Below are 17,962 nucleotides of genomic sequence, written 5' to 3' on the forward strand. Positions count from 1 at the left end.
GATTGCAGCGCACATTGTGTCAGGTGCTCTTGCGTTTCATCATCAATTCCTGATTCGCCTTGCGGTCCGCGTTGACCCGTTGCGCAGTCGGGCGCTCACCCAGCATGCGTGTGTACTCGCGTACAGGCAAATCCACCAGCACGTCCGTGCCGTAGATGGCCTTCGACGCGAGGCTAACCAAGGGCAGATGTGCCAGCCCTGCGCAGTCCGCCATCGTGAATTCCGCGCCGGCGATAAACGGCGAAAACTTAGCCAACCGGGCAAAGGCCTTTGCATTGCGGGTCAAGAGCTTTTGTGTCCGCTCCTTGACCTCATCGCTTACCTTGCCGCCGAAGAACGCTTCGGCATACAGCTCGCGCGCCACCAGTTCCAGATGCAGTTCCATGAAAGTGATCAGTTCGCGTACCTTCGCCGCCGCAAACGGATCGGCCGGCAGCAAAGGCTTTTCCGGGTAGGCTGCTTCGAGATACTCCATCATCACCTGCGATTCGCACAGGGTTCCTTGCTCCGTTTCGAAGAACGGCACTTTGCCGAGCGGCGAACGTGCGAGCAACTCGGGCGAACGATCAGTCCAGACCAGCTCCTCCTCAAATGCAACGCCTTTTTCAAGCAAGGCGAATTTGACTTTGTTGTAGTAATTGCTGACGGCGAAGCCGCAGAGTTTCAGCATGGGTGTCTCCCTGAGTTGTTGATATGGAACGTTCAAGCTTACCTCAAGCTGCGCGTGCTTGCTGGCCGCTCCCAATGCGTTTGACGGATGAACAAACCGATTCCGCACATTTCGGCAATAATATCGATCATAAGCCACTCACTCGACCCACACATGTCCGCCGAACTCCAAGCTTCACGCCAAGATGCAACGCTGATTCTGACATTGTCCAACCCCGGCGCAAAAAACGCGCTGCACCCGGACATGTATGCCGCCGCCATCGAGACCCTGTCGACCGCCGAGCGCGACGACTCGGTCCGGGCTGTGGTACTGACCGGCGCCGACCAATGCTTTTGCTCTGGCGGCAATCTCAATCGTCTCCTGGAGAACCGGAGCCGGGACAAGTCGGTGCAGGCAGAATCCATCGATAACCTGCACGGATGGGTCGAAGCGATCCGCGATTGTCCGAAACCGGTCATTGCCGCTGTCGAAGGCGTCGCCGCCGGGGCCGGCTTCTCCCTGGCGCTCGCCTGCGACCTGATCGTGGCCGGCGCATCGACAAAGTTTGTCATGGCCTATGTCAACGTCGGGCTGACGCCGGATGGCGGTGGTTCGTGGTTCCTGACACGGGCACTGCCGCGCCAGCTCGCCGCAGAGATACTGCTCGAAGGCAAACCCATTTTAGCGCCAAGATTGCATGAACTTGGTCTCGTCAACAAACTGGTTGCCGACGGTACCGCGCTGGACACGGCGCTGGCCTGGGCCGAAGACCTGTCGGTACGCTCGCCAAACGCAGTCGAGCGCATCAAATCGCTCACGCACGAGGCGCTCGACAATACACTTGCGCAGCACTTCGAATCGGAAAAGCGGAATTTTGTCGAAAGCCTGCATCATCGCGATGCGCAAGAAGGCATCAGCGCATTCCTCGAAAAAAGAAAGCCCCACTACAAATGACTTCCCAAAAAAGGCGGCGTATCTACCTGATGCGCCATGGCAGCGTCACGTATTTCGATAACGAGGGCAAGCCCTTCCTCCCTGAAATGGTGCCGCTGAACGAGCTGGGCCGCGAGCAAGCGAGTGCTGCCGGCCAGGTATTCGCGCAGGAGAATCTGTATTTCGATCGGGTCATTGTGTCCGGCCTCCCTCGAACCGTGGAGACCGCCACGCGCGTGCTGGCCGAAACCGGGCAGGAAATCGAACTCGAGCATTGGAGCGACCTTGAGGAACTGCGCGGCGGAAAACTGTCTGCCATTCCGGACGAAAGCCTGAAGGAAGCCTTTGTAGGCGCATTCGATGGCCTGGTGCCGGAACACAAGCAGTTCCTCGGCGGTGAAACCATCGGGCAATTGATGGACCGCGTACATCCCTGTATCGATCGGCTGCGCGCCGACAAGTCTTGGGACACCGTGTTGCTGGTGCTGCATGGCGGCGTCAATCGTGCCATTCTGTCCTATGCGCTGACCAACCAGCGCTTGTTCCTCGGCAACCTGGCGCAGACCGCAGGATGCATCAATGCGATCGACATCGGCGATCATCATGCCGATTGGGTTGTGCGCATGGTCAATTACTCGCCGCTCTCCGAGCTGCAAGGCGACACGCGCCATACGACGATGGAAATCCTGCTGGAGCAGTACAAGAAGTCGCGCGGCTTATAGCAGCCCGCATCCGTCTGTCCGGCAGGACAAGTATCATGAAATAGTACGGTCGTACGTTTTTATGCGGTAAAATCGCTTAATACCTAATTCGCGTCTATGACAAAGGAGACAAGATGTTCGAAGAATTCATGGGCACACGTCCGGTTTCGGATCGCCAGAAGTTCGATATCGCGGCCATGCAAACCTATATGCATGAGCACGTCGAGGGGTTTTCGGGCGAGCTGAGCGTCGAGCAGTTCAAAGGCGGCCAGTCCAACCCAACGTTCAAGCTGACCGCCGACGGCAAGAGCTACGTACTGCGCACAAAACCCGGACCAGCCGCAAAGCTGCTGGCCTCCGCCCATGCCATCGACCGCGAATTCCGCGTCATGAATGCGCTCAACAAGGCGGGATTCCCGGCGGCGAAGCAGTACGCGCTCTGCAACGATGAGTCGGTCATCGGCCGCGCCTTCTACATCATGGAATTCGTCGACGGCCGCGTGATATGGGATCAGGCGATGCCTGGCATGACGCCGGCGGAACGCGCCGCGCATTATGACGAAATGAACCGCGTGATCTCCCAGCTGCACACGATCGATTACGCTGCCATCGGCCTGGCCGATTTCGGCAAGCCGGGCAATTACTTCGCCCGCCAGATCGACCGCTGGACCAAGCAGTACCGCGCGTCGGAGACCGAAAAGATCGAAGCCATGGACCATCTGATCGAATGGCTTCCGAATAATATTCCTCCGGGCGACGAAACCAGCATCGTCCATGGCGACTATCGCCTGGACAATATGATTTTCCATCCGACCGAACCACGCGTGCTGGCCGTGCTGGATTGGGAATTGTCGACATTGGGTCATCCCCTGGCCGACTTCTCCTACCACTGCATGAGCTGGCATATCGCACACGACCAGTTCCGCGGCATTGGCGGGCTTGATCTGAAAGCACTCGGCATTCCGAGCGAAGACGAGTACATCGCGAAGTATTGCGAACGGACCGGCAAAACCATCCGCAAGCAGGACTTCAATTTCTATCTTGCCTACAACATGTTCCGCATGGCGGGTATTTTGCAAGGCATCATGAAACGCTATGTCGACGGCACTGCCGCGAGCGAGGCCGCGCTGAAGAACGGCCAGTCGACCCGGCCGATGGCGGAGATGGGCTGGAAGTACGCATCCGGCCAGAAGAGCTGACCGAGGCAATGCGGTAATCAGGCATCCTGCTCAAAGCGAAGAATCTCAAACCGCTGCATAATCATGTGGCGTTTGAGATTCCAGAAAAACAAGCAGGAGAAAAAATGATCGACGTCTATTCCGAGGCCACGCCGAATGGCCACAAGGTACACATCATGCTGGAGGAGTGTGGCCTGCCCTATCGGGTACACCATATCAACATCGGCCAGGGCGATCAGTTCAAGCCTGAATTCCTGGCGATCTCCCCCAACAACAAGATTCCCGCCATCGTCGATGCTGACGGCCCCGACGGCAAACCGATTTCCCTGTTCGAATCCGGTGCCATTCTCGTCTACCTCGCCAGCAAAGCCGGCAAGTTCCTCGGCGAGCCGGACAGGCAAAAGTTCATGACGCTGCAATGGCTGATGTTCCAGATGGGCGGCGTCGGGCCGATGCTCGGGCAGGCACATCACTTCCGCATCTATGCGCCGGAAAAAATCGAATACGCGATCAACCGCTACACCAATGAAGCCAAGCGCTTGTATGGTGTCATCGACCGGCAATTGTCGAAGAATGCGTATCTGGCCGGCGACGAATACACAATCGCCGACATTGCGACCTTCCCCTGGCTGCGCTCATGGAAGAACCAGGGCATTGACTGGGACGATTATCCGAATGCGAAGCGCTGGTTCGACGAGATCAGCGAACGCCCGGCCGTGATGCGCGGCGTCGAAGTGCTGGCAAATGCGCGAAAACCGCTACTCGACGACAAGTCGAAGGAAATCCTCTTCGGCGCAACCCAGTACCAACGGCACTAAGCGTTCCGACGCTCCATATACAAAGGGCACGACGAACCTTGGTTCCTCGTGCCCTTCTCCATCAATTCTTGCAGTCCAGCCCCGTCGGCTGTGTTCAATTACCAGTAACGACGCGAGATCGACTCCGCCACGCAGACCGGCTTGTCGCCGCCGTCACGCTCCAGCGTCACACTCCAGGTGATTTGAGCGCCACCCTGGATGTCTTCCACTTCCTTTAGCGTCATGCGCCCACGGATTCTGCTTCCGACAGGAACCGGCGCCGGGAAGCGCACTTTGTTCAGCCCGTAATTCACGCCCATCTTTGACATGGACATGGAGACAGCGCCCTCCATGATCATTGGCAGCAGCGAGAGCGTGAGAAAGCCATGCGCAATGGTGCCGCCGTAGGGCGATTCCTTGCGCGAACGTTCCACATCAATGTGTATCCATTGATGGTCTCCCGTTGCCTCTGCGAACAGGTTCACTCTCTCCTGGCTGATCGTGATCCAGTCCGTGACCGCCACCTCCTGCCCAACCAAACTCTTCAGTTCTTCCACTGATGCGATAACCCGCATGTCGCCTCCATGATAATTATTGATTTGATCCGCCGGCTATTGGGGGCGTCGCTTGAACATCCCCATTCCCTTGATGGTCGCCACCAATTCGCCGTGCTGATTCTTGGCCTCCCACAAGGTGACCACGACACCACGATCAGGTTTGCTGGAAGAAGGACGAATCTCCTGTGCAGTCGTGGTGACGGTCAGTGTATCGCCGCCGCGTACCGGTTTGATCCAGCGGATTTCGTCCACGCCCGGTGATCCGAGGCTTGACGCCTCGCGCAAAAAGCCGTCGACCATCAGCCGCATCATCATGCTGCAGGTATGCCAACCGCTGGCGATGATGTCGCCATAGATCGAATGCCTGGCGGCCTCTTTGTCCACGTGAAACGGTTGGGGATCGAACTTTGTCGCAAAGTCGATGATTTCTTCTTCAGTCACACTGCGCGATCCGACATGGATCGTCTTGCCAATTTCAAAATCTTCAAAATACCACTTCAATTGCGACATGCTCGTCCCCTCCTTGACTTATCGGTTTAGGCGGCTTCCTTGAACCCAGGCTGCGCGGTGAATCGACCCAGGTGGTGGTCGGTATCGCCGAGAGTCAGCTCAATCATGGTCAGGCGCTTGAAGTGATGCGCCGCCGGCAGTTCATTGGTCACCCCCATACCGCCGTGCAGTTGCACCGCCTGCTGCCCGACGAATTTCAGTGCCTGCCCGATGCGCGCCTTGGCTCCGGATATGGTGCGACGACGTTCCTGCGCATCCGACGACGACACTTTCACAGCCGCCAGGGTCGCCATCGACCGCGCCTGCTCGGCTTGCATGAACATGTCCGCCATCCGGTGCTGCAATGCCTGGAATTTCCCGATCGGCACGCCGAATTGCTGACGAGTCTTCAGGTACTCCAGGGTCGCCGCATTGAGCGCGTCCATTGCACCAACCGCTTCAGCGCACAGCAAGGCCCGGCCATAATCGGCCGCTGCATCGAGGATATCCCAGCCCGCCCCTGCTTTGCCCAGCAATGCCGAAGCCGGCACGCGCACGTTGGAGAACGTAATGTCGGCGGCACGTTGGCAATCGATGGTGCGGTAATCGCGACGCGTGACGCCTGCTGCGTCTGCGGGCACGACGAACAAGGAAATTCCGTCCTCGGCGCGCTGCTCGCCGCCAGTGCGCGCCGAGACAATCAGCTTGTCGGCTTGCGCGCCGTGGATCACAACCGTCTTCGCTCCGTTGATCACATAGCCGTCCCCGTCCGCCTTGGCCGTTGTCGCCACGTCGCACAATTCATGACGTGACTGTTTTTCGCCAAGCGCTGCGGCAAGTTTCAGTTCGCCGCCGGCCACTTGCTCGAGCAATGCTTCCTGCCCGCCCGCCAGTTTCAAGAATTGCGCCCCCAGGACGGTTGCGAAATACGGTTCGACGACAAGGCCGCGTCCCAGTTCCTGCATCACGACGAGCATGTCGACTGCGGACCCGCTGAAGCCGCCCTGCTCTTCCGGAATCGGCAAAGCCGTCATGCCAAGTTCGACGAGCGTTGCCCACGCTTCGTCCGACACGCCTTTTTCCGAATAGACGATCTTGTTGCGATGCTCGAAAGTGTAGTCCTTGTCGATGAAGCGACGCAGGGCATCCTTGAACTGTTGTTGCTCTGATGTGAAATTGAAGTCCATGCTCGCCTCACAGTCCCAGAATCATCTGGGTGATGATGTTTCTCTGAATTTCATTGGAACCGCCGTAGATCGACGTCTTCCGATAGTTGAAGTAGTACGGCGCAAGCGGCGCGGCATCATCCTGCTGCGTGACGCTGTGTTCCTTCTTCCCTTCCAGATATTCCGGATCGAAAGGCATCGCGTAAGGGCCGGCGGCTTCCACCATCAGCTCGGTGAGAGTCTGCTGAATTTCAGTGCCCTTGACCTTCAACATCGACGCCTCCGGTCCGGGGCCGCGCTTCGCATGGTCTTGCGAGAGAACGCGCAGCACGGTGACTTCCAATGCCATGAGTTCGATTTCGAGGCTCGCGACTTTTGCCGAGAACAGCGGATCGTCGAGCAGCGGTTTGCCGTTCTTCGTCTGCTTGTTGGCGAGGCGCTTGAGGAACAGCAATTCACGCTTGGCGCGGCCGACCGCGGCGATGTTCGTACGTTCGTGGCCGAGCAGGTATTTCGCGTAGGTCCAGCCCTTGTTCTCTTCGCCAATCAGATTTTCGACCGGCACTTTCACGTTGTCGAAGAACACTTCATTCACTTCATGCTCTTCATCGAGCATGATGATCGGACGAACCGTGATGCCGGGCGTATGCATGTCGATCAGGAGGAAGGAAATGCCTTCCTGTTTGCGCGCATTCGGATCGGTGCGCACCAGGCAGAAGATCATGTCTGCATGCTGCCCTAGAGTGGTCCAGGTCTTCTGTCCATTGACGATGTAGTGATCACCCTGACGCTCGGCGCGGGTCTTCAACGACGCAAGGTCGGAGCCGGAGCCGGGTTCGGAATAACCCTGACACCACCAGTCGTCGCAATTCAGAATGCGAGGCAGGTAGTGGCGTTTTTGCGCCTCATTGCCGAAGGCCATGATCACCGGCGCCACCATGTTCACACCGAAGGGCAGGATAGGCGGCGTCCCGGCGTGCGCGCATTCCTCTTCCCAGATATGGCGCTGTACCGGCGTCCAGCCGGTGCCGCCGTACTCCACCGGCCAGCCGGTGCCTACCCAGCCCTGCTTGGCAACAATCTTGTGCCAACGGACCAGATCGTCCTTGGAGAGGCGTTTGTGATTGAGGACCTTTTGTTGCAAATCTTTCGGCAGGTTCGCATCCAGGAAGGCGCGAACAGTATCGCGGAAGGCCAAATCCTCCGCTGAGTAGTTCAAATCCATGCTGTCTCCTTGTTGTCCCGGCTAAAAAGCACGACCGTTCGCAAACGATTATACAGTGGATTTTTACTATGTGTTGCGAATTTATGGAGTGTGCGTATGCGCTTGTTTTTATGTCAAGAATCCGCTTTTCCAGCGGCTTTCTCCAACTGCGCCGTAGTAACGACAGGAAGAATCACGCGACGCTGCTGGCTGCAGCCCGGAACGCTTACTGGAGGGGTTGTTTCAGTGCGGCCGGCACGGGGAGGGACATCACTTCAATCCCTTCTTCGGCCAGGGCCGTGCACTCGGATTTTGAGGCGGTACCGCGGATGGCGCGTTCCGGTGCTTCATTGTAGTGGATGCGCCTTGCTTCTTCGGCAAATCGTTCGCCGACATCCTCGGAATTGGCGACGATCTTGCGCATCATCTCGATTACTTCAGCCTGAATCTGCGTGCTGACATCAGTCTGTGGCGCTGGTGCGGACGATAGATTCAATCGCGGTGCGGACGGCAGTTTCCTGATGCCGTGACTCTCACATACCGGGCATTGAATAAGGCCTTTTCCCAGTTGTGCACTGAAATCCCCTTCCGAAGAAAACCATCCTTCGAAACGATGATCGTGTTCGCAACTGAGGTTGTAGACTTTCATGAAAAGCGGCGTGATCGGTACGGGTTAAAAATGAAAATCCGGGGCACCCGAAAGCGGCGCCTTGCATTGAGCGGAGCAACCAGCATCGCTTGCTGACTGGCTTTCCAATGCTCAAGTCAACCACATTTTACATTTTTTCCACCGATCCGCGCTTTCGGCAGAGGCAGCGGCCTGATGCTGCTGCATCAGCCATCGGATATTCAGGCGGCGTGTCACAGGCGCGCCATGAACGACGCGCCTGATGCGACTTCACTGCTTGAATTCAAACTGCTGTTGCGCCTGCTCCAGAATACTCGGCAAGCGCTGTGCGAGGAGAATTGCCTTTGCACGCCTGCGAGCAGAATGTGCTTCGATTGCGCCAGCCAGCTTCTGCACGTTGGTTTTGATTTCGACGACTTGCTCGGACTTTGCCAGTCGGACCAACGCTCGAAGATTTTCCCGATAAATGTGATATTGGCGGGCGCTTGTATTTTCGCCTAGTGTCGCAACGATCAAGTTCTCAATGACTGCGTCAGTCTCAAGCTTCTTTTTCATGACATAGAACAAGCAAGTTGATGAAGGGAATTTGCTGAGATGCAAGTGTGTAGGATTTTCGAATTCAAATGCTTGAGAATTCTCAATCGTGCCGCGAGTAAATGTTCGGCTGAGGGAAGATACTTTTTCGGCGCAAAAAAAATGCCCGTCAGCTCGCGCTGCACGGGCAAACACTTCCTGGGAGGCTTAAGGGACCGAGACCATCATAAGGGGATCGAATGCCGCCCGGTTTGCGTTACCGCAAGGAACTCCCCGGACTTGAGGAAACGCAAAAGTTAATCACAGCAACTGTTGGCAAGTCTGTTGATAACTCTGTGAATTAACCAGTAAGCCTTTGATTCCGCTTGTTTTTCCAACTGAGATGGCAAAGTGAGCAAAATACGCGAGGCGCCGTTAGAGCCGCACGCGCTCAGTCGGGAGAAGGAAGTACGCCCTTTGCCTGCAAGTCCGCATGGTAAGAAGAACGCACCATCGGGCCGGATGCCACGTGTGTGAATCCCATTTTCTCGCCCCGCTCACGCAAGGCATCGAATTCCTGGGGCGGCACATAGCGCTGCACGGGCAAATGATGCGCGCTTGGCTGCAGATACTGTCCCAGCGTGAGCATCTCGATGCCGTGTTGCCTCATGTCGTGCATGACAGCCTCGACCTCTTCCAGGGTCTCGCCCAAGCCGAGCATCAGGCCGGATTTGGTTGGCACCTTCGGATGCAACTCCTTGAAGCGTTGCAGCAAATCGAGGGAGCCGTCATAGTCGGCGCCAGGCCGGGCTTGCCGGTAAAGTCGCGGCACGGTTTCCAGATTGTGATTGAAAACATCCGGCGGAGCTTGCTCGAGGATCTTGAGCGCCGTATCGACGCGTCCGCGAAAATCGGGCGTCAGGATTTCAATCGTGATTCCCGGATTCAGCCGACGCGTTTCCTCGATACAGGAAACGAAATGCCCCGCCCCGCCATCGCGCAGGTCATCGCGATCAACCGAGGTGATGACGACATACTTCAGGCCCATTGCCCGGATCGTCGTCGCCATGTTCTTCGGTTCGTCCGGATCAAGCGGATTGGGCCGGCCATGACCGACGTCGCAAAACGGGCAGCGGCGCGTACAGATGTCGCCCATGATCATGAACGTTGCCGTTCCGTGCTTGAAGCATTCGCCGAGGTTCGGACAGTTTGCTTCCTCGCAGACCGTGTGCAACTTGTTCTCGCGCAGCACCGCCTTCAGACGCTGTACTTCGCGCGTGCCGGTGAACTCGGCCCGGATCCATTTTGGCTTGCGCAAAAATTGCGACGGCTCTGTCGGCACGATCTTGATCGGAATGCGCGCCATCTTCTCGGCACCGCGCAGTTTTTCGCCCGTCTTGACCGGATGCGGGACGGGTTTCGTGTCACTCATGAGAACCTCTTAGCCGCGATAGTAGCGTTGCGGAGTGAACGGCGTCTTCACGACTTCGACAGGCACCGGCTTGCCGCGCACGATCGCTTGCAACGCCGTTCCCGGTTTTGCCAGTTCCGTCGCCACGTAACCCATTGCCACAGGCACGGCAACCGTCGGGCCGAAGCCGCCACTGGTCACTTTGCCGATTGCCCTGCCATCGGTATCGACCAGTTCCGCACCTTCGCGCACCGGCATGCGATCCTTGACCAGAAGCCCGACACGTTTGCGCGCCACGCCTTCCGCAAGCTGGCGCATGATGATGTCCGCTCCCGGATAACCGCCCGGACGAGCGCCATCGGCACGACGGGCCTTGGACAAGGCCCAGCCGAGGCTGGCTTCGACCGGTGTGGTGTTGACGTCCATGTCGTGTCCGTACAAACAGAGTCCGGCTTCCAGGCGCAGTGAATCGCGCGCGCCCAATCCGATGGGTGCCACTTCCGGCTGCGCCAGCAACAGGCGAGCCAGCTCTTCGGCTTTGTCTCCTGGAACCGAAATCTCGAATCCGTCTTCGCCGGTATAGCCGGAACGGCTGATAAAGCATTCTGCGCCAACCAGTGTCACCTTGGCGGTATTCATGAAAATCATCTTTGCCGTTTCAGGAGCGAGACGCGCCATCACCGCACCGGCTGCCGGCCCTTGCAGGGCAAGCAGCGCACGATCGGCAAGTTCTTCGACTTCGCAGCGGCGGGCGAGATGTTTTTTCAGATGCGCGACGTCCTGCTGCTTGCAGGCGGCGTTCACTACCAGGAACAAATGGTCGTCGCCGTTGGATACCATCAGGTCGTCCAGGATGCCGCCCTGTTCATTGGTGAACATCGCATAACGCTGGAAGTGCAAGGGAAGGTCAACCACATCGACCGGCACCAGCGACTCAAGCGCAACCGCCGCCCCGGCACCAGAGAGCCTCACCTGCCCCATATGCGACACGTCAAACAAGCCGGCTTGCGTGCGTGTATGGTTGTGTTCCTTGAGCACACCAGTCGGATACTGCACCGGCATTTCATAACCGGCGAAAGGCACCATGCGGGCGCCAAGTTCAACATGCAGGTTATACAGCGGAGTGCGCGCCAGGGTTTGCGAGGTGGTATCCATAGAAGTCCGTTCCTTGTTATTGAATGCAAAACGATCGATGTGCCATCACCTGTTTCAGCGGAAACTGGTGTTCAGCATTCGATCACATTGACCGCGAGCCCTCCGCGCGCAGTCTCCTTGTATTTAATCTTCATGTCGGCGCCGGTCTCGCGCATGGTCTTGATCACCTTGTCGAGCGACACAAAGTGATGACCGTTTCCGCGCAAAGCCATGCGCGCCGCATTGATCGCCTTGATCGAGCCCATTGCATTGCGCTCGATGCACGGCACTTGCACCAGCCCGCCGATCGGGTCGCAGGTCAGGCCAAGGTTGTGTTCCATGCCTATCTCGGCAGCGTTTTCCACTTGTCCCGGCGAGCCGCCCATCACTTCGGCAAGCGCACCGGCCGCCATTGAACATGCGACGCCGACCTCCCCCTGGCAACCGACCTCGGCGCCGGAGATCGACGCATTTTCCTTGTACAGAATGCCGATCGCGGCGGCCGTCAGCAAAAAGCGGATCACGCCATCATCGCTCGCCCCACCAATGAAACGATGGTAGTAATGGAGGACCGCCGGAATGATTCCGGCAGCGCCATTGGTTGGTGCCGTCACGACACGTCCTCCCGCCGCGTTCTCTTCGTTCACCGCAAGCGCATACAGGTTGACCCAATCCATCGTCGTCAAGGGATCACGCAGGCTCACCTCCGGCTGACTCGACAGATTGCGGAACAGTTCAGCGGCCCGGCGGCGCACTTTGAGGCCACCGGGCAGCGTGCCTTCCTTTTCACATCCGCGCCTGACACATTCCTGCATCACCTGCCAGATCCTCAAAAGCCCTCGGCGCGTCTCTTCTTCCGAGCGCCATGCCTTCTCGTTTTCCAGCATCAACTGGCTGATGGAGAAATTGTTTTTTTCGCACAGGCCGAGCAACTGTTCCGCACTCTTGAACTGGAATCGCAGCACCGTCGTATCCGGAACGATGCGTCCCGCGCCAGCTGCTTCTTCATTCACGACGAAACCGCCACCGACAGAGTAGTAAACCTTGCTCTCGAGCTCCACGCCGCTCGCATCGTATGCAGTGAAGCGCATGCCGTTTGGATGATAGGGCAATGACTGGCGCTTGTGGAGCAACAGATGCTCACTCTCAACGAACGGAATATCCTTTTCGCCAAGCAGCTTGAGGCGCCCTGAATTGCGAATCTGCGCCAGCTTTGATTCCACCGAATCGGTATCGACCTGATCCGGTGCCTCCCCCTGCAAACCGAGCAGCACCGCCTTGTCGCTGCCGTGCCCCTTCCCGGTTGCACCGAGAGAACCGTACAGCTCGGACTTGATCGCTTCCGTTTGCGCGAGCTTTCCCGATTCATTCAGTCCATTGGCAAACAACAATGCCGCACGCATCGGTCCGACGGTATGTGAACTCGACGGCCCGATGCCGATCTTGAACAACTCAAAAACACTGATGGCCATAATTTCTGTCTGCCATTTCAATCCCCATCAATGAAGCCACCGTAACGTTGCCTGGATGGAGAAATGCCGCACTGCTGCCTGTAGACAGCGGCGCGGCAACATCAAGCCTTATTCGTAATCCGAGACCGGCGGGCAGGCACAGACCAGATTGCGATCGCCATAAACATTATCGACCCGGCCGACCGGAGGCCAATACTTGTTGCCTCGCAAGGAGCTCACAGGGAATACAGCCTGTTCGCGTGAATATTTGCGATTCCAGTCGCCGGCGATATCCATTGCCGTATGCGGCGCATGGCGCAGCGGGCTGTCTTCGGAGGTGATGCTGCTATTTTCGATGGCGCGAATCTCCTCTCGAATCGCAATCATCGCGTCGCAGAAGCGATCCAGCTCATCCTTTGCTTCGCTCTCGGTCGGCTCGATCATCAAGGTGCCGGGAACCGGAAAGGACATGGTGGGTGCGTGGAAGCCGAAGTCCATCAGACGCTTCGCCACGTCATCGACCGTCACGCCGGTATCCTTCACGGGACGCAAGTCGACGATGCATTCATGCGCCACGAGACCGCCCTCGCCTGCGTACAGGATCGGGAAATGCGGCGCAAGACGCTTTGCAATGTAATTGGCATTGAGGATCGCAAACTCACTCGCTTCCTTCAAACCCTGGCGCCCCATCAGCTTGATATAGGTCCAGCTGATCGGAAGGATGCTGGCGCTGCCCCACGGCGCGGCACAAACCGGCCCGGAGTGATTCTCAAGCACGCGATGCCCCGGCAGGAAAGGCGCCAGATGCGACTTCACGCCGATCGGACCGACGCCCGGTCCGCCACCGCCGTGCGGAATGCAGAAGGTCTTGTGCAGGTTCAAATGCGACACATCACCGCCGAACTTGCCCGGTGCGCACAAGCCGACCATGGCATTCATATTCGCGCCGTCGATATAGACCTGCCCGCCATGCGAATGCACGATGTCGCAAATTTCACGTACCGCCTCTTCAAACACACCATGTGTCGAAGGATAGGTAATCATCATTGCAGCCAGGTCGGTCGCGTGCGCGTCGGCCTTGGCCTTGAGATCGGCAACGTCCACGTTGCCGCGTTCGTCACACTGCACCACGACGACCTGCATGCCCGCCATATGCGCGGTAGCCGGGTTGGTACCGTGCGCCGAACTCGGGATCAGGCAGACGTTGCGATGTCCTTCGCCACGGCTCTTGTGATATCCGCGAATCGCCAGCAAACCGGCATACTCGCCTTGCGAACCGGCATTCGGTTGCAGGGAAACCGCATCGTATCCGGTGCATGCGACCAGCATCTGCTCCAGTTCCGTGATCAGTTGCTGATAGCCCTGCGCCTGGTCGAGGGGCGCGAACGGATGGATGTTGCCGAATTCCTTCCATGTGATCGGAATCATCTCGGTCGTCGCATTCAGTTTCATCGTGCAGGAACCGAGCGGAATCATGGTGCGGTCGAGCGCCAGATCCTTGTCCGCCAGTGCGCGGAGATAGCGCAGCATCTGGGTTTCGGAATGATGCGTATTGAATACCGGGTGGGTCAGATAAGCACTGGTGCGAATCAGCGACTCCGGAATGCGATCGGCAGCGTCAGCTTCACAGGCAGTGAACGACGGAATCGCCTTGTTGCCGCTGAAAACGGCCCACAAGGTTTCCACATCCTCGCGCGTCGTTGTCTCGTCCAGAGACACGCCGACGGTTTCGCCGTCGACGGCACGCAGATTGATCGAGTGTTTGCGCGCCGATGCATGAATCTCCTCGGTGCGGCTACCCGTGCGTACTGTGATGGTGTCAAAGAACGACGGCGTGCGCACGTCGAAATCCATTCTGCGCAAGCCTTCGGCAAACGCTGCCGTCAAACGATGGACGCGTTGTGCAATGGTCTTCAATCCCTTCGGGCCATGGTAGACCGCGTACATGCTGGCGATATTCGCAAGCAGGACCTGCGCCGTACAGACATTGCTGGTCGCCTTCTCGCGGCGGATGTGCTGTTCGCGCGTCTGCAGCGCCAGGCGGTACGCCTTGTTCCCGTGGCTGTCGATCGACACACCGACCACGCGTCCGGCCATCAGGCGCTTGTTTGCATCGCGCGTGGCGAAATAGGCCGCATGCGGGCCGCCGTATCCGAGCGGAACACCGAAGCGCTGTGCGGATCCGATCGCAACGTCAGCGCCGAATTCGCCCGGCGGCGTCAAGACCGTCAACGCCAGCAGGTCGGCTGCAACGACGACCAGCGCGTTCTTCGCGTGCGCCTTTGCGATCGTGTCAGCGTAGTCATTAATCTCGCCGTCCAGCGCCGGATACTGCAGCAGCACGCCAAAACAATCCTGGTGTTCGAGATCGCTACGATGGTCGCCAACCACTACTTCGACACCAATCGGTTCCGCGCGGGTGCGAACGACGTCAATCGTTTGCGGGAGGCAGTCCTTCGAAACAAAAAAGACCTTGCTCTTGCTCTTCGAAACCCGCTGGCAGAACGTCATTGCCTCGGCAGCGGCAGTAGCCTCATCGAGCAGCGACGCATTGGCGATTTCCATGCCGGTCAGGTCCGAGATCATGGTCTGGAAGTTCAACAAGGCTTCCAGGCGTCCCTGCGAGATTTCAGGCTGATATGGCGTGTACGCGGTATACCAGGCGGGGTTCTCTAGCAGGTTGCGCAGAATGACGGTCGGCGTGTGGGTGTTGTAGTAGCCCATGCCGATGTACGACTTGAACACCTGGTTTTTGGATGCGATCTTGTGCAGTTCGTCCAGCACTTCAGGCTCGGTTCGCGAGCCTTCAAGCTTCAACTCCTCGTTCGTCAGAATCGCATTCGGTACAACCTTTTTGATAAAGGACTCCATGGATTCGAATCCGAGCTCAGCCAGCATCGCCTTCCGGTCTGCCTCTCCGGGGCCGATATGCCTGTCGATGAAGTCGGTGCGCTGCTGCAAATCCTCGAACGCAGCCCGTTTCTGAATCATGGTTACCTCTCAAAAAACTTGATTAATGTGAATATGGCGCGATGGCCCCAAATGCTGTCCTGGATGGTGGGTCGTTCTGCTTCAGCCGAGCGTGTCGATATATGCCTTGTAACCGGCCTCATCAAGGAAGCCATCCAGATCTGCAGGCTGATTCGCCTTGAATTTGTAGAACCAGCCGGCGCCCATCGGATCTTCGTTGACCTTGCCCGGTTCATCGGCCAGCGCGCTGTTGACTTCCGTGATGACGCCTGTTGCCGGCATCAGAATTTCACCCGCGGTCTTGACGGACTCGATCACCGCCGCTTCTTCGCCCTTTGCGTATTCCTTGTTGACTTCCGGCAGTTGGACGTACACCAGATCGCCGAGATGGTCCTGTGCGTAGTCGGTGATGCCTACCGTTACGGAGCCATCGCCTTCTACACGCAGCCATTCGTGTTCCTGGGTAAATACGGTTTTGCTCATTTTCTTATCTCCTGAAGGTTATTAATCGAACTGCCGTTTGGCTAAAATTTGTGGGATCGTGCCGCACCTATAAAGCGGACACCGATCATGCTTTTCTGATCGTTTGACCGGATATGACTTCTGGGGCGCCGGAGGCGCCTTCTTCCTCCTGCCCGCAGTGCCGAAGTGAAGAAAAAGCCTCTATGTTCGTTCGGCGAAATTTTAGAGGGTTCCAAGTTTTTAATGTGTTCAATAGCCACACAAAAACATTTAAATGCAAAATCCTTTTTCTTATTTTCGTTTAATTTTGAAAAATCTTGCCATTTATATTTCATCGATGAAAACAGCTAAATTCTCGCTTCACAGATCCGCAAAAAACGTCCGTCGCAGGAAAACAGCCGCAAGTTTAGACACTCGACAGTCAGACCGAGACACTTGGCCTGTGTTCCGGAGAAATGTCTGTCCGCCCTTCGAGCGACACGGCGCTTCAGCAACGCTTTCAGAACCCGCCAATACCATGGCAAGGCCATGCAAACCGACGAGTCCGACAGCAGCCGTACATCAAATCCACGGACGAGTTCAGACGGCTGTGCCGTCAAGGGCACAACATGATTGGCGCCGTTGTGAATTGTCAAAGTAACTGCCATACATTTAGACAATGATGTACACGTAATACATTCCCCAATACACCTTCGACCGACATCCGGTCCTGACAAATCGCGAACGATCATCCTATGTCGAAGCTGGAATCCGCAAAATCCGCCATTGAAGCCGAAATCGCCCACGCAAAAAAGGGGCTGGCGTATTACCAATCGCGAATCGACGTTTTGGAGCAGACGCTTTTTCAACTCGACAGCATTATTGCGTCGGAGAGCGCTCCAGCCATCCAACGTGGAAAGCGGCAAAAACAGCAGCAATCCGAAGGAAGTCGAGCTAAGCGCGGACGCACGAAAGGTGCCGTCAAGGAGATCGCTACCAGTGGCATGGACCTGCCGTCCACGCCCAGCGAATATTGGATGGATCTCATCACGGATCAACCGCAAACGGCGCCCGAGATCTTGAAGTCGGCGGTTGACTCTCTTGGATTCACCCCTTCTCCAGCCCAGGTACAAAAGTTGCGCCAACGCCTCACACCTGCCCTGCAGGCACTCCTTAAATCGGAAAAAATTCGAGACTCCGGTTCAAGGCGCGAACGCCGTTTTTTCAAGGTTTGAGAGCAACGTCTTCTTGCCCGTTCACGGCAGACGGGTTTGCGGGGAACGCAAAGAGCCCGATCGCTTGAGGTCCGCCATACACGCGAATAACGCGCAGAAAATAGGCGGCAGCAATATTGCGAGGATTGGGACCGATGATCGGGCAGATGGAATGAAAAACCGCGGATGATGCGCAGCGCATTCACCGAAAATGCAGCCGGTGACCTGCCCTGTTCGGTGGCTTCTTTTCAGCGAGGAATCTCATTGAAGGCGCCTTGGTGCCCGAGACCGGAATCGAACCGGTACGCCCCCTCTCGGGTAAGCGGCGGATTTTAAGTCCGCTGTGTCTACCAATTTCACCACTCGGGCACAGTGCGGCACTAATCTACCGCACAAACAAAAAAAGCGCACGCGGCGCTTTTCTGAAAACTGGAGGCGAGGATCGGAACCGACCGGTGTCGACTGCTTTGCAGTCCGCCACTTCTTATAAATCAACGATTTATAAGCTCACCACACTGATCACCAC

The 17,962-nt window shown here is 57.2% G+C and carries 17 protein-coding genes and 1 tRNA gene; 5 read left to right on the forward strand and 13 right to left on the reverse strand.

Annotated elements, in window-relative coordinates; all coding sequences use genetic code 11:
* Nucleotides 1–19: 19 nt before the first annotated feature.
* Nucleotides 20–670 (reverse strand): glutathione S-transferase, encoded by a 651-nt coding sequence (locus E6W33_RS11275; RefSeq protein WP_136417382.1) that lies wholly within the window; start codon nt 668–670, stop codon nt 20–22.
* Between the two features lie 153 nt (nt 671–823).
* Here E6W33_RS11275 and E6W33_RS11280 point away from each other — a divergent pair, with 153 nt between their 5' ends.
* From E6W33_RS11280 to E6W33_RS11295, 4 genes are all read left to right on the forward strand, one after another.
* Entirely contained in the window at nt 824–1,603 is a 780-nt protein-coding gene (locus E6W33_RS11280) for an enoyl-CoA hydratase (protein WP_136417383.1), read from the forward strand.
* Nucleotides 1,600–2,304 carry a histidine phosphatase family protein gene (locus tag E6W33_RS11285; RefSeq protein ID WP_168798609.1) on the forward strand — a complete coding sequence of 235 codons (705 nt, stop codon included), beginning with the start codon at nt 1,600–1,602 and terminating at the stop codon, nt 2,302–2,304. Before E6W33_RS11280 ends, E6W33_RS11285 begins: the two co-directional genes overlap by 4 nt.
* 113 nt (nt 2,305–2,417) lie before the next feature.
* Entirely contained in the window at nt 2,418–3,482 is a 1,065-nt protein-coding gene (locus E6W33_RS11290) for a phosphotransferase family protein (RefSeq protein ID WP_136417384.1), read from the forward strand.
* Between the two features lie 104 nt (nt 3,483–3,586).
* Nucleotides 3,587–4,279 (forward strand): glutathione binding-like protein, encoded by a 693-nt coding sequence (locus tag E6W33_RS11295; RefSeq protein WP_136417385.1) that lies wholly within the window; start codon nt 3,587–3,589, stop codon nt 4,277–4,279.
* A 98-nt stretch (nt 4,280–4,377) separates the two neighbouring features.
* Here E6W33_RS11295 and E6W33_RS11300 read toward each other — a convergent pair whose 3' ends face one another.
* From E6W33_RS11300 to gcvH, 11 genes are all read right to left on the reverse strand, one after another.
* Nucleotides 4,378–4,833 (reverse strand): MaoC family dehydratase, encoded by a 456-nt coding sequence (locus E6W33_RS11300; RefSeq protein WP_136417386.1) that lies wholly within the window; start codon nt 4,831–4,833, stop codon nt 4,378–4,380.
* Between the two features lie 36 nt (nt 4,834–4,869).
* Nucleotides 4,870–5,325, reverse strand: coding sequence for a MaoC family dehydratase (locus E6W33_RS11305; RefSeq protein WP_136417387.1), 456 nt, complete (start codon nt 5,323–5,325; stop codon nt 4,870–4,872).
* Between the two features lie 26 nt (nt 5,326–5,351).
* Entirely contained in the window at nt 5,352–6,491 is a 1,140-nt protein-coding gene (locus E6W33_RS11310) for an acyl-CoA dehydrogenase family protein (RefSeq protein WP_136417388.1), read from the reverse strand.
* A 7-nt stretch (nt 6,492–6,498) separates the two neighbouring features.
* Nucleotides 6,499–7,695: an acyl-CoA dehydrogenase family protein gene (locus tag E6W33_RS11315; RefSeq protein ID WP_136417389.1), complete on the reverse strand. Its 1,197-nt coding sequence runs from the start codon at nt 7,693–7,695 to the stop codon at nt 6,499–6,501.
* 205 nt (nt 7,696–7,900) lie between these two features.
* On the reverse strand, nt 7,901–8,323 hold the full coding sequence (locus E6W33_RS11320; RefSeq protein WP_136417390.1) for a DUF1178 family protein: 423 nt from the start codon (nt 8,321–8,323) through the stop codon (nt 7,901–7,903).
* A gap of 249 nt (nt 8,324–8,572) precedes the next feature.
* Nucleotides 8,573–9,031 carry a hypothetical protein gene (locus E6W33_RS11325; protein ID WP_136417391.1) on the reverse strand — a complete coding sequence of 153 codons (459 nt, stop codon included), beginning with the start codon at nt 9,029–9,031 and terminating at the stop codon, nt 8,573–8,575.
* A 235-nt stretch (nt 9,032–9,266) separates the two neighbouring features.
* Nucleotides 9,267–10,247, reverse strand: coding sequence for a lipoyl synthase (gene lipA, locus E6W33_RS11330; RefSeq protein WP_136417392.1), 981 nt, complete (start codon nt 10,245–10,247; stop codon nt 9,267–9,269).
* A gap of 9 nt (nt 10,248–10,256) precedes the next feature.
* A complete protein-coding gene (gene gcvT / locus E6W33_RS11335; RefSeq protein ID WP_136417393.1) occupies nt 10,257–11,381 on the reverse strand; it encodes a glycine cleavage system aminomethyltransferase GcvT in 1,125 nt (374 codons plus the stop codon).
* A 71-nt stretch (nt 11,382–11,452) separates the two neighbouring features.
* The gene (locus E6W33_RS11340; protein WP_136417394.1) at nt 11,453–12,832 is read right to left on the reverse strand and encodes an L-serine ammonia-lyase; all 1,380 of its coding nucleotides are present in this window, start codon (nt 12,830–12,832) and stop codon (nt 11,453–11,455) included.
* Nucleotides 12,833–12,940: 108 nt separating this feature from the next.
* Nucleotides 12,941–15,802, reverse strand: a complete 2,862-nt coding sequence (gcvP, locus tag E6W33_RS11345) for an aminomethyl-transferring glycine dehydrogenase (RefSeq protein WP_136417395.1) — start codon at nt 15,800–15,802, stop codon at nt 12,941–12,943.
* Nucleotides 15,803–15,883: 81 nt separating this feature from the next.
* Nucleotides 15,884–16,264 carry a glycine cleavage system protein GcvH gene (gcvH, locus tag E6W33_RS11350; protein WP_136417396.1) on the reverse strand — a complete coding sequence of 127 codons (381 nt, stop codon included), beginning with the start codon at nt 16,262–16,264 and terminating at the stop codon, nt 15,884–15,886.
* A gap of 713 nt (nt 16,265–16,977) precedes the next feature.
* Here gcvH and E6W33_RS11355 point away from each other — a divergent pair.
* On the forward strand, nt 16,978–17,457 hold the full coding sequence (locus tag E6W33_RS11355) for a hypothetical protein (RefSeq protein ID WP_136417397.1): 480 nt from the start codon (nt 16,978–16,980) through the stop codon (nt 17,455–17,457).
* A 255-nt stretch (nt 17,458–17,712) separates the two neighbouring features.
* Here E6W33_RS11355 and E6W33_RS11360 read toward each other — a convergent pair.
* A tRNA-Leu gene (locus E6W33_RS11360) sits at nt 17,713–17,805 on the reverse strand.
* Between the last annotated feature and the right edge of the window lie 157 nt (nt 17,806–17,962).

This window comes from Herbaspirillum sp. ST 5-3 (genome assembly GCF_004804275.1).
Taxonomy (GTDB): Bacteria; Pseudomonadota; Gammaproteobacteria; order Burkholderiales; family Burkholderiaceae_D; genus Noviherbaspirillum.

Coding starts and splice junctions, on each gene's coding strand:
- E6W33_RS11275 (WP_136417382.1), bottom strand. CDS start 670: ATGCTGAAACTCTGCGGCTTCGCCGTCAGCAATTACTACAACAAAGTC.
- E6W33_RS11280 (WP_136417383.1), top strand. CDS start 824: ATGTCCGCCGAACTCCAAGCTTCACGCCAAGATGCAACGCTGATTCTG.
- E6W33_RS11285 (WP_168798609.1), top strand. CDS start 1,600: ATGACTTCCCAAAAAAGGCGGCGTATCTACCTGATGCGCCATGGCAGC.
- E6W33_RS11290 (WP_136417384.1), top strand. CDS start 2,418: ATGTTCGAAGAATTCATGGGCACACGTCCGGTTTCGGATCGCCAGAAG.
- E6W33_RS11295 (WP_136417385.1), top strand. CDS start 3,587: ATGATCGACGTCTATTCCGAGGCCACGCCGAATGGCCACAAGGTACAC.
- E6W33_RS11300 (WP_136417386.1), bottom strand. CDS start 4,833: ATGCGGGTTATCGCATCAGTGGAAGAACTGAAGAGTTTGGTTGGGCAG.
- E6W33_RS11305 (WP_136417387.1), bottom strand. CDS start 5,325: ATGTCGCAATTGAAGTGGTATTTTGAAGATTTTGAAATTGGCAAGACG.
- E6W33_RS11310 (WP_136417388.1), bottom strand. CDS start 6,491: ATGGACTTCAATTTCACATCAGAGCAACAACAGTTCAAGGATGCCCTG.
- E6W33_RS11315 (WP_136417389.1), bottom strand. CDS start 7,695: ATGGATTTGAACTACTCAGCGGAGGATTTGGCCTTCCGCGATACTGTT.
- E6W33_RS11320 (WP_136417390.1), bottom strand. CDS start 8,323: ATGAAAGTCTACAACCTCAGTTGCGAACACGATCATCGTTTCGAAGGA.
- lipA (WP_136417392.1), bottom strand. CDS start 10,247: ATGAGTGACACGAAACCCGTCCCGCATCCGGTCAAGACGGGCGAAAAA.
- gcvT (WP_136417393.1), bottom strand. CDS start 11,381: ATGGATACCACCTCGCAAACCCTGGCGCGCACTCCGCTGTATAACCTG.
- E6W33_RS11340 (WP_136417394.1), bottom strand. CDS start 12,832: ATGGCCATCAGTGTTTTTGAGTTGTTCAAGATCGGCATCGGGCCGTCG.
- gcvP (WP_136417395.1), bottom strand. CDS start 15,802: ATGATTCAGAAACGGGCTGCGTTCGAGGATTTGCAGCAGCGCACCGAC.
- gcvH (WP_136417396.1), bottom strand. CDS start 16,264: ATGAGCAAAACCGTATTTACCCAGGAACACGAATGGCTGCGTGTAGAA.
- E6W33_RS11355 (WP_136417397.1), top strand. CDS start 16,978: ATGTCGAAGCTGGAATCCGCAAAATCCGCCATTGAAGCCGAAATCGCC.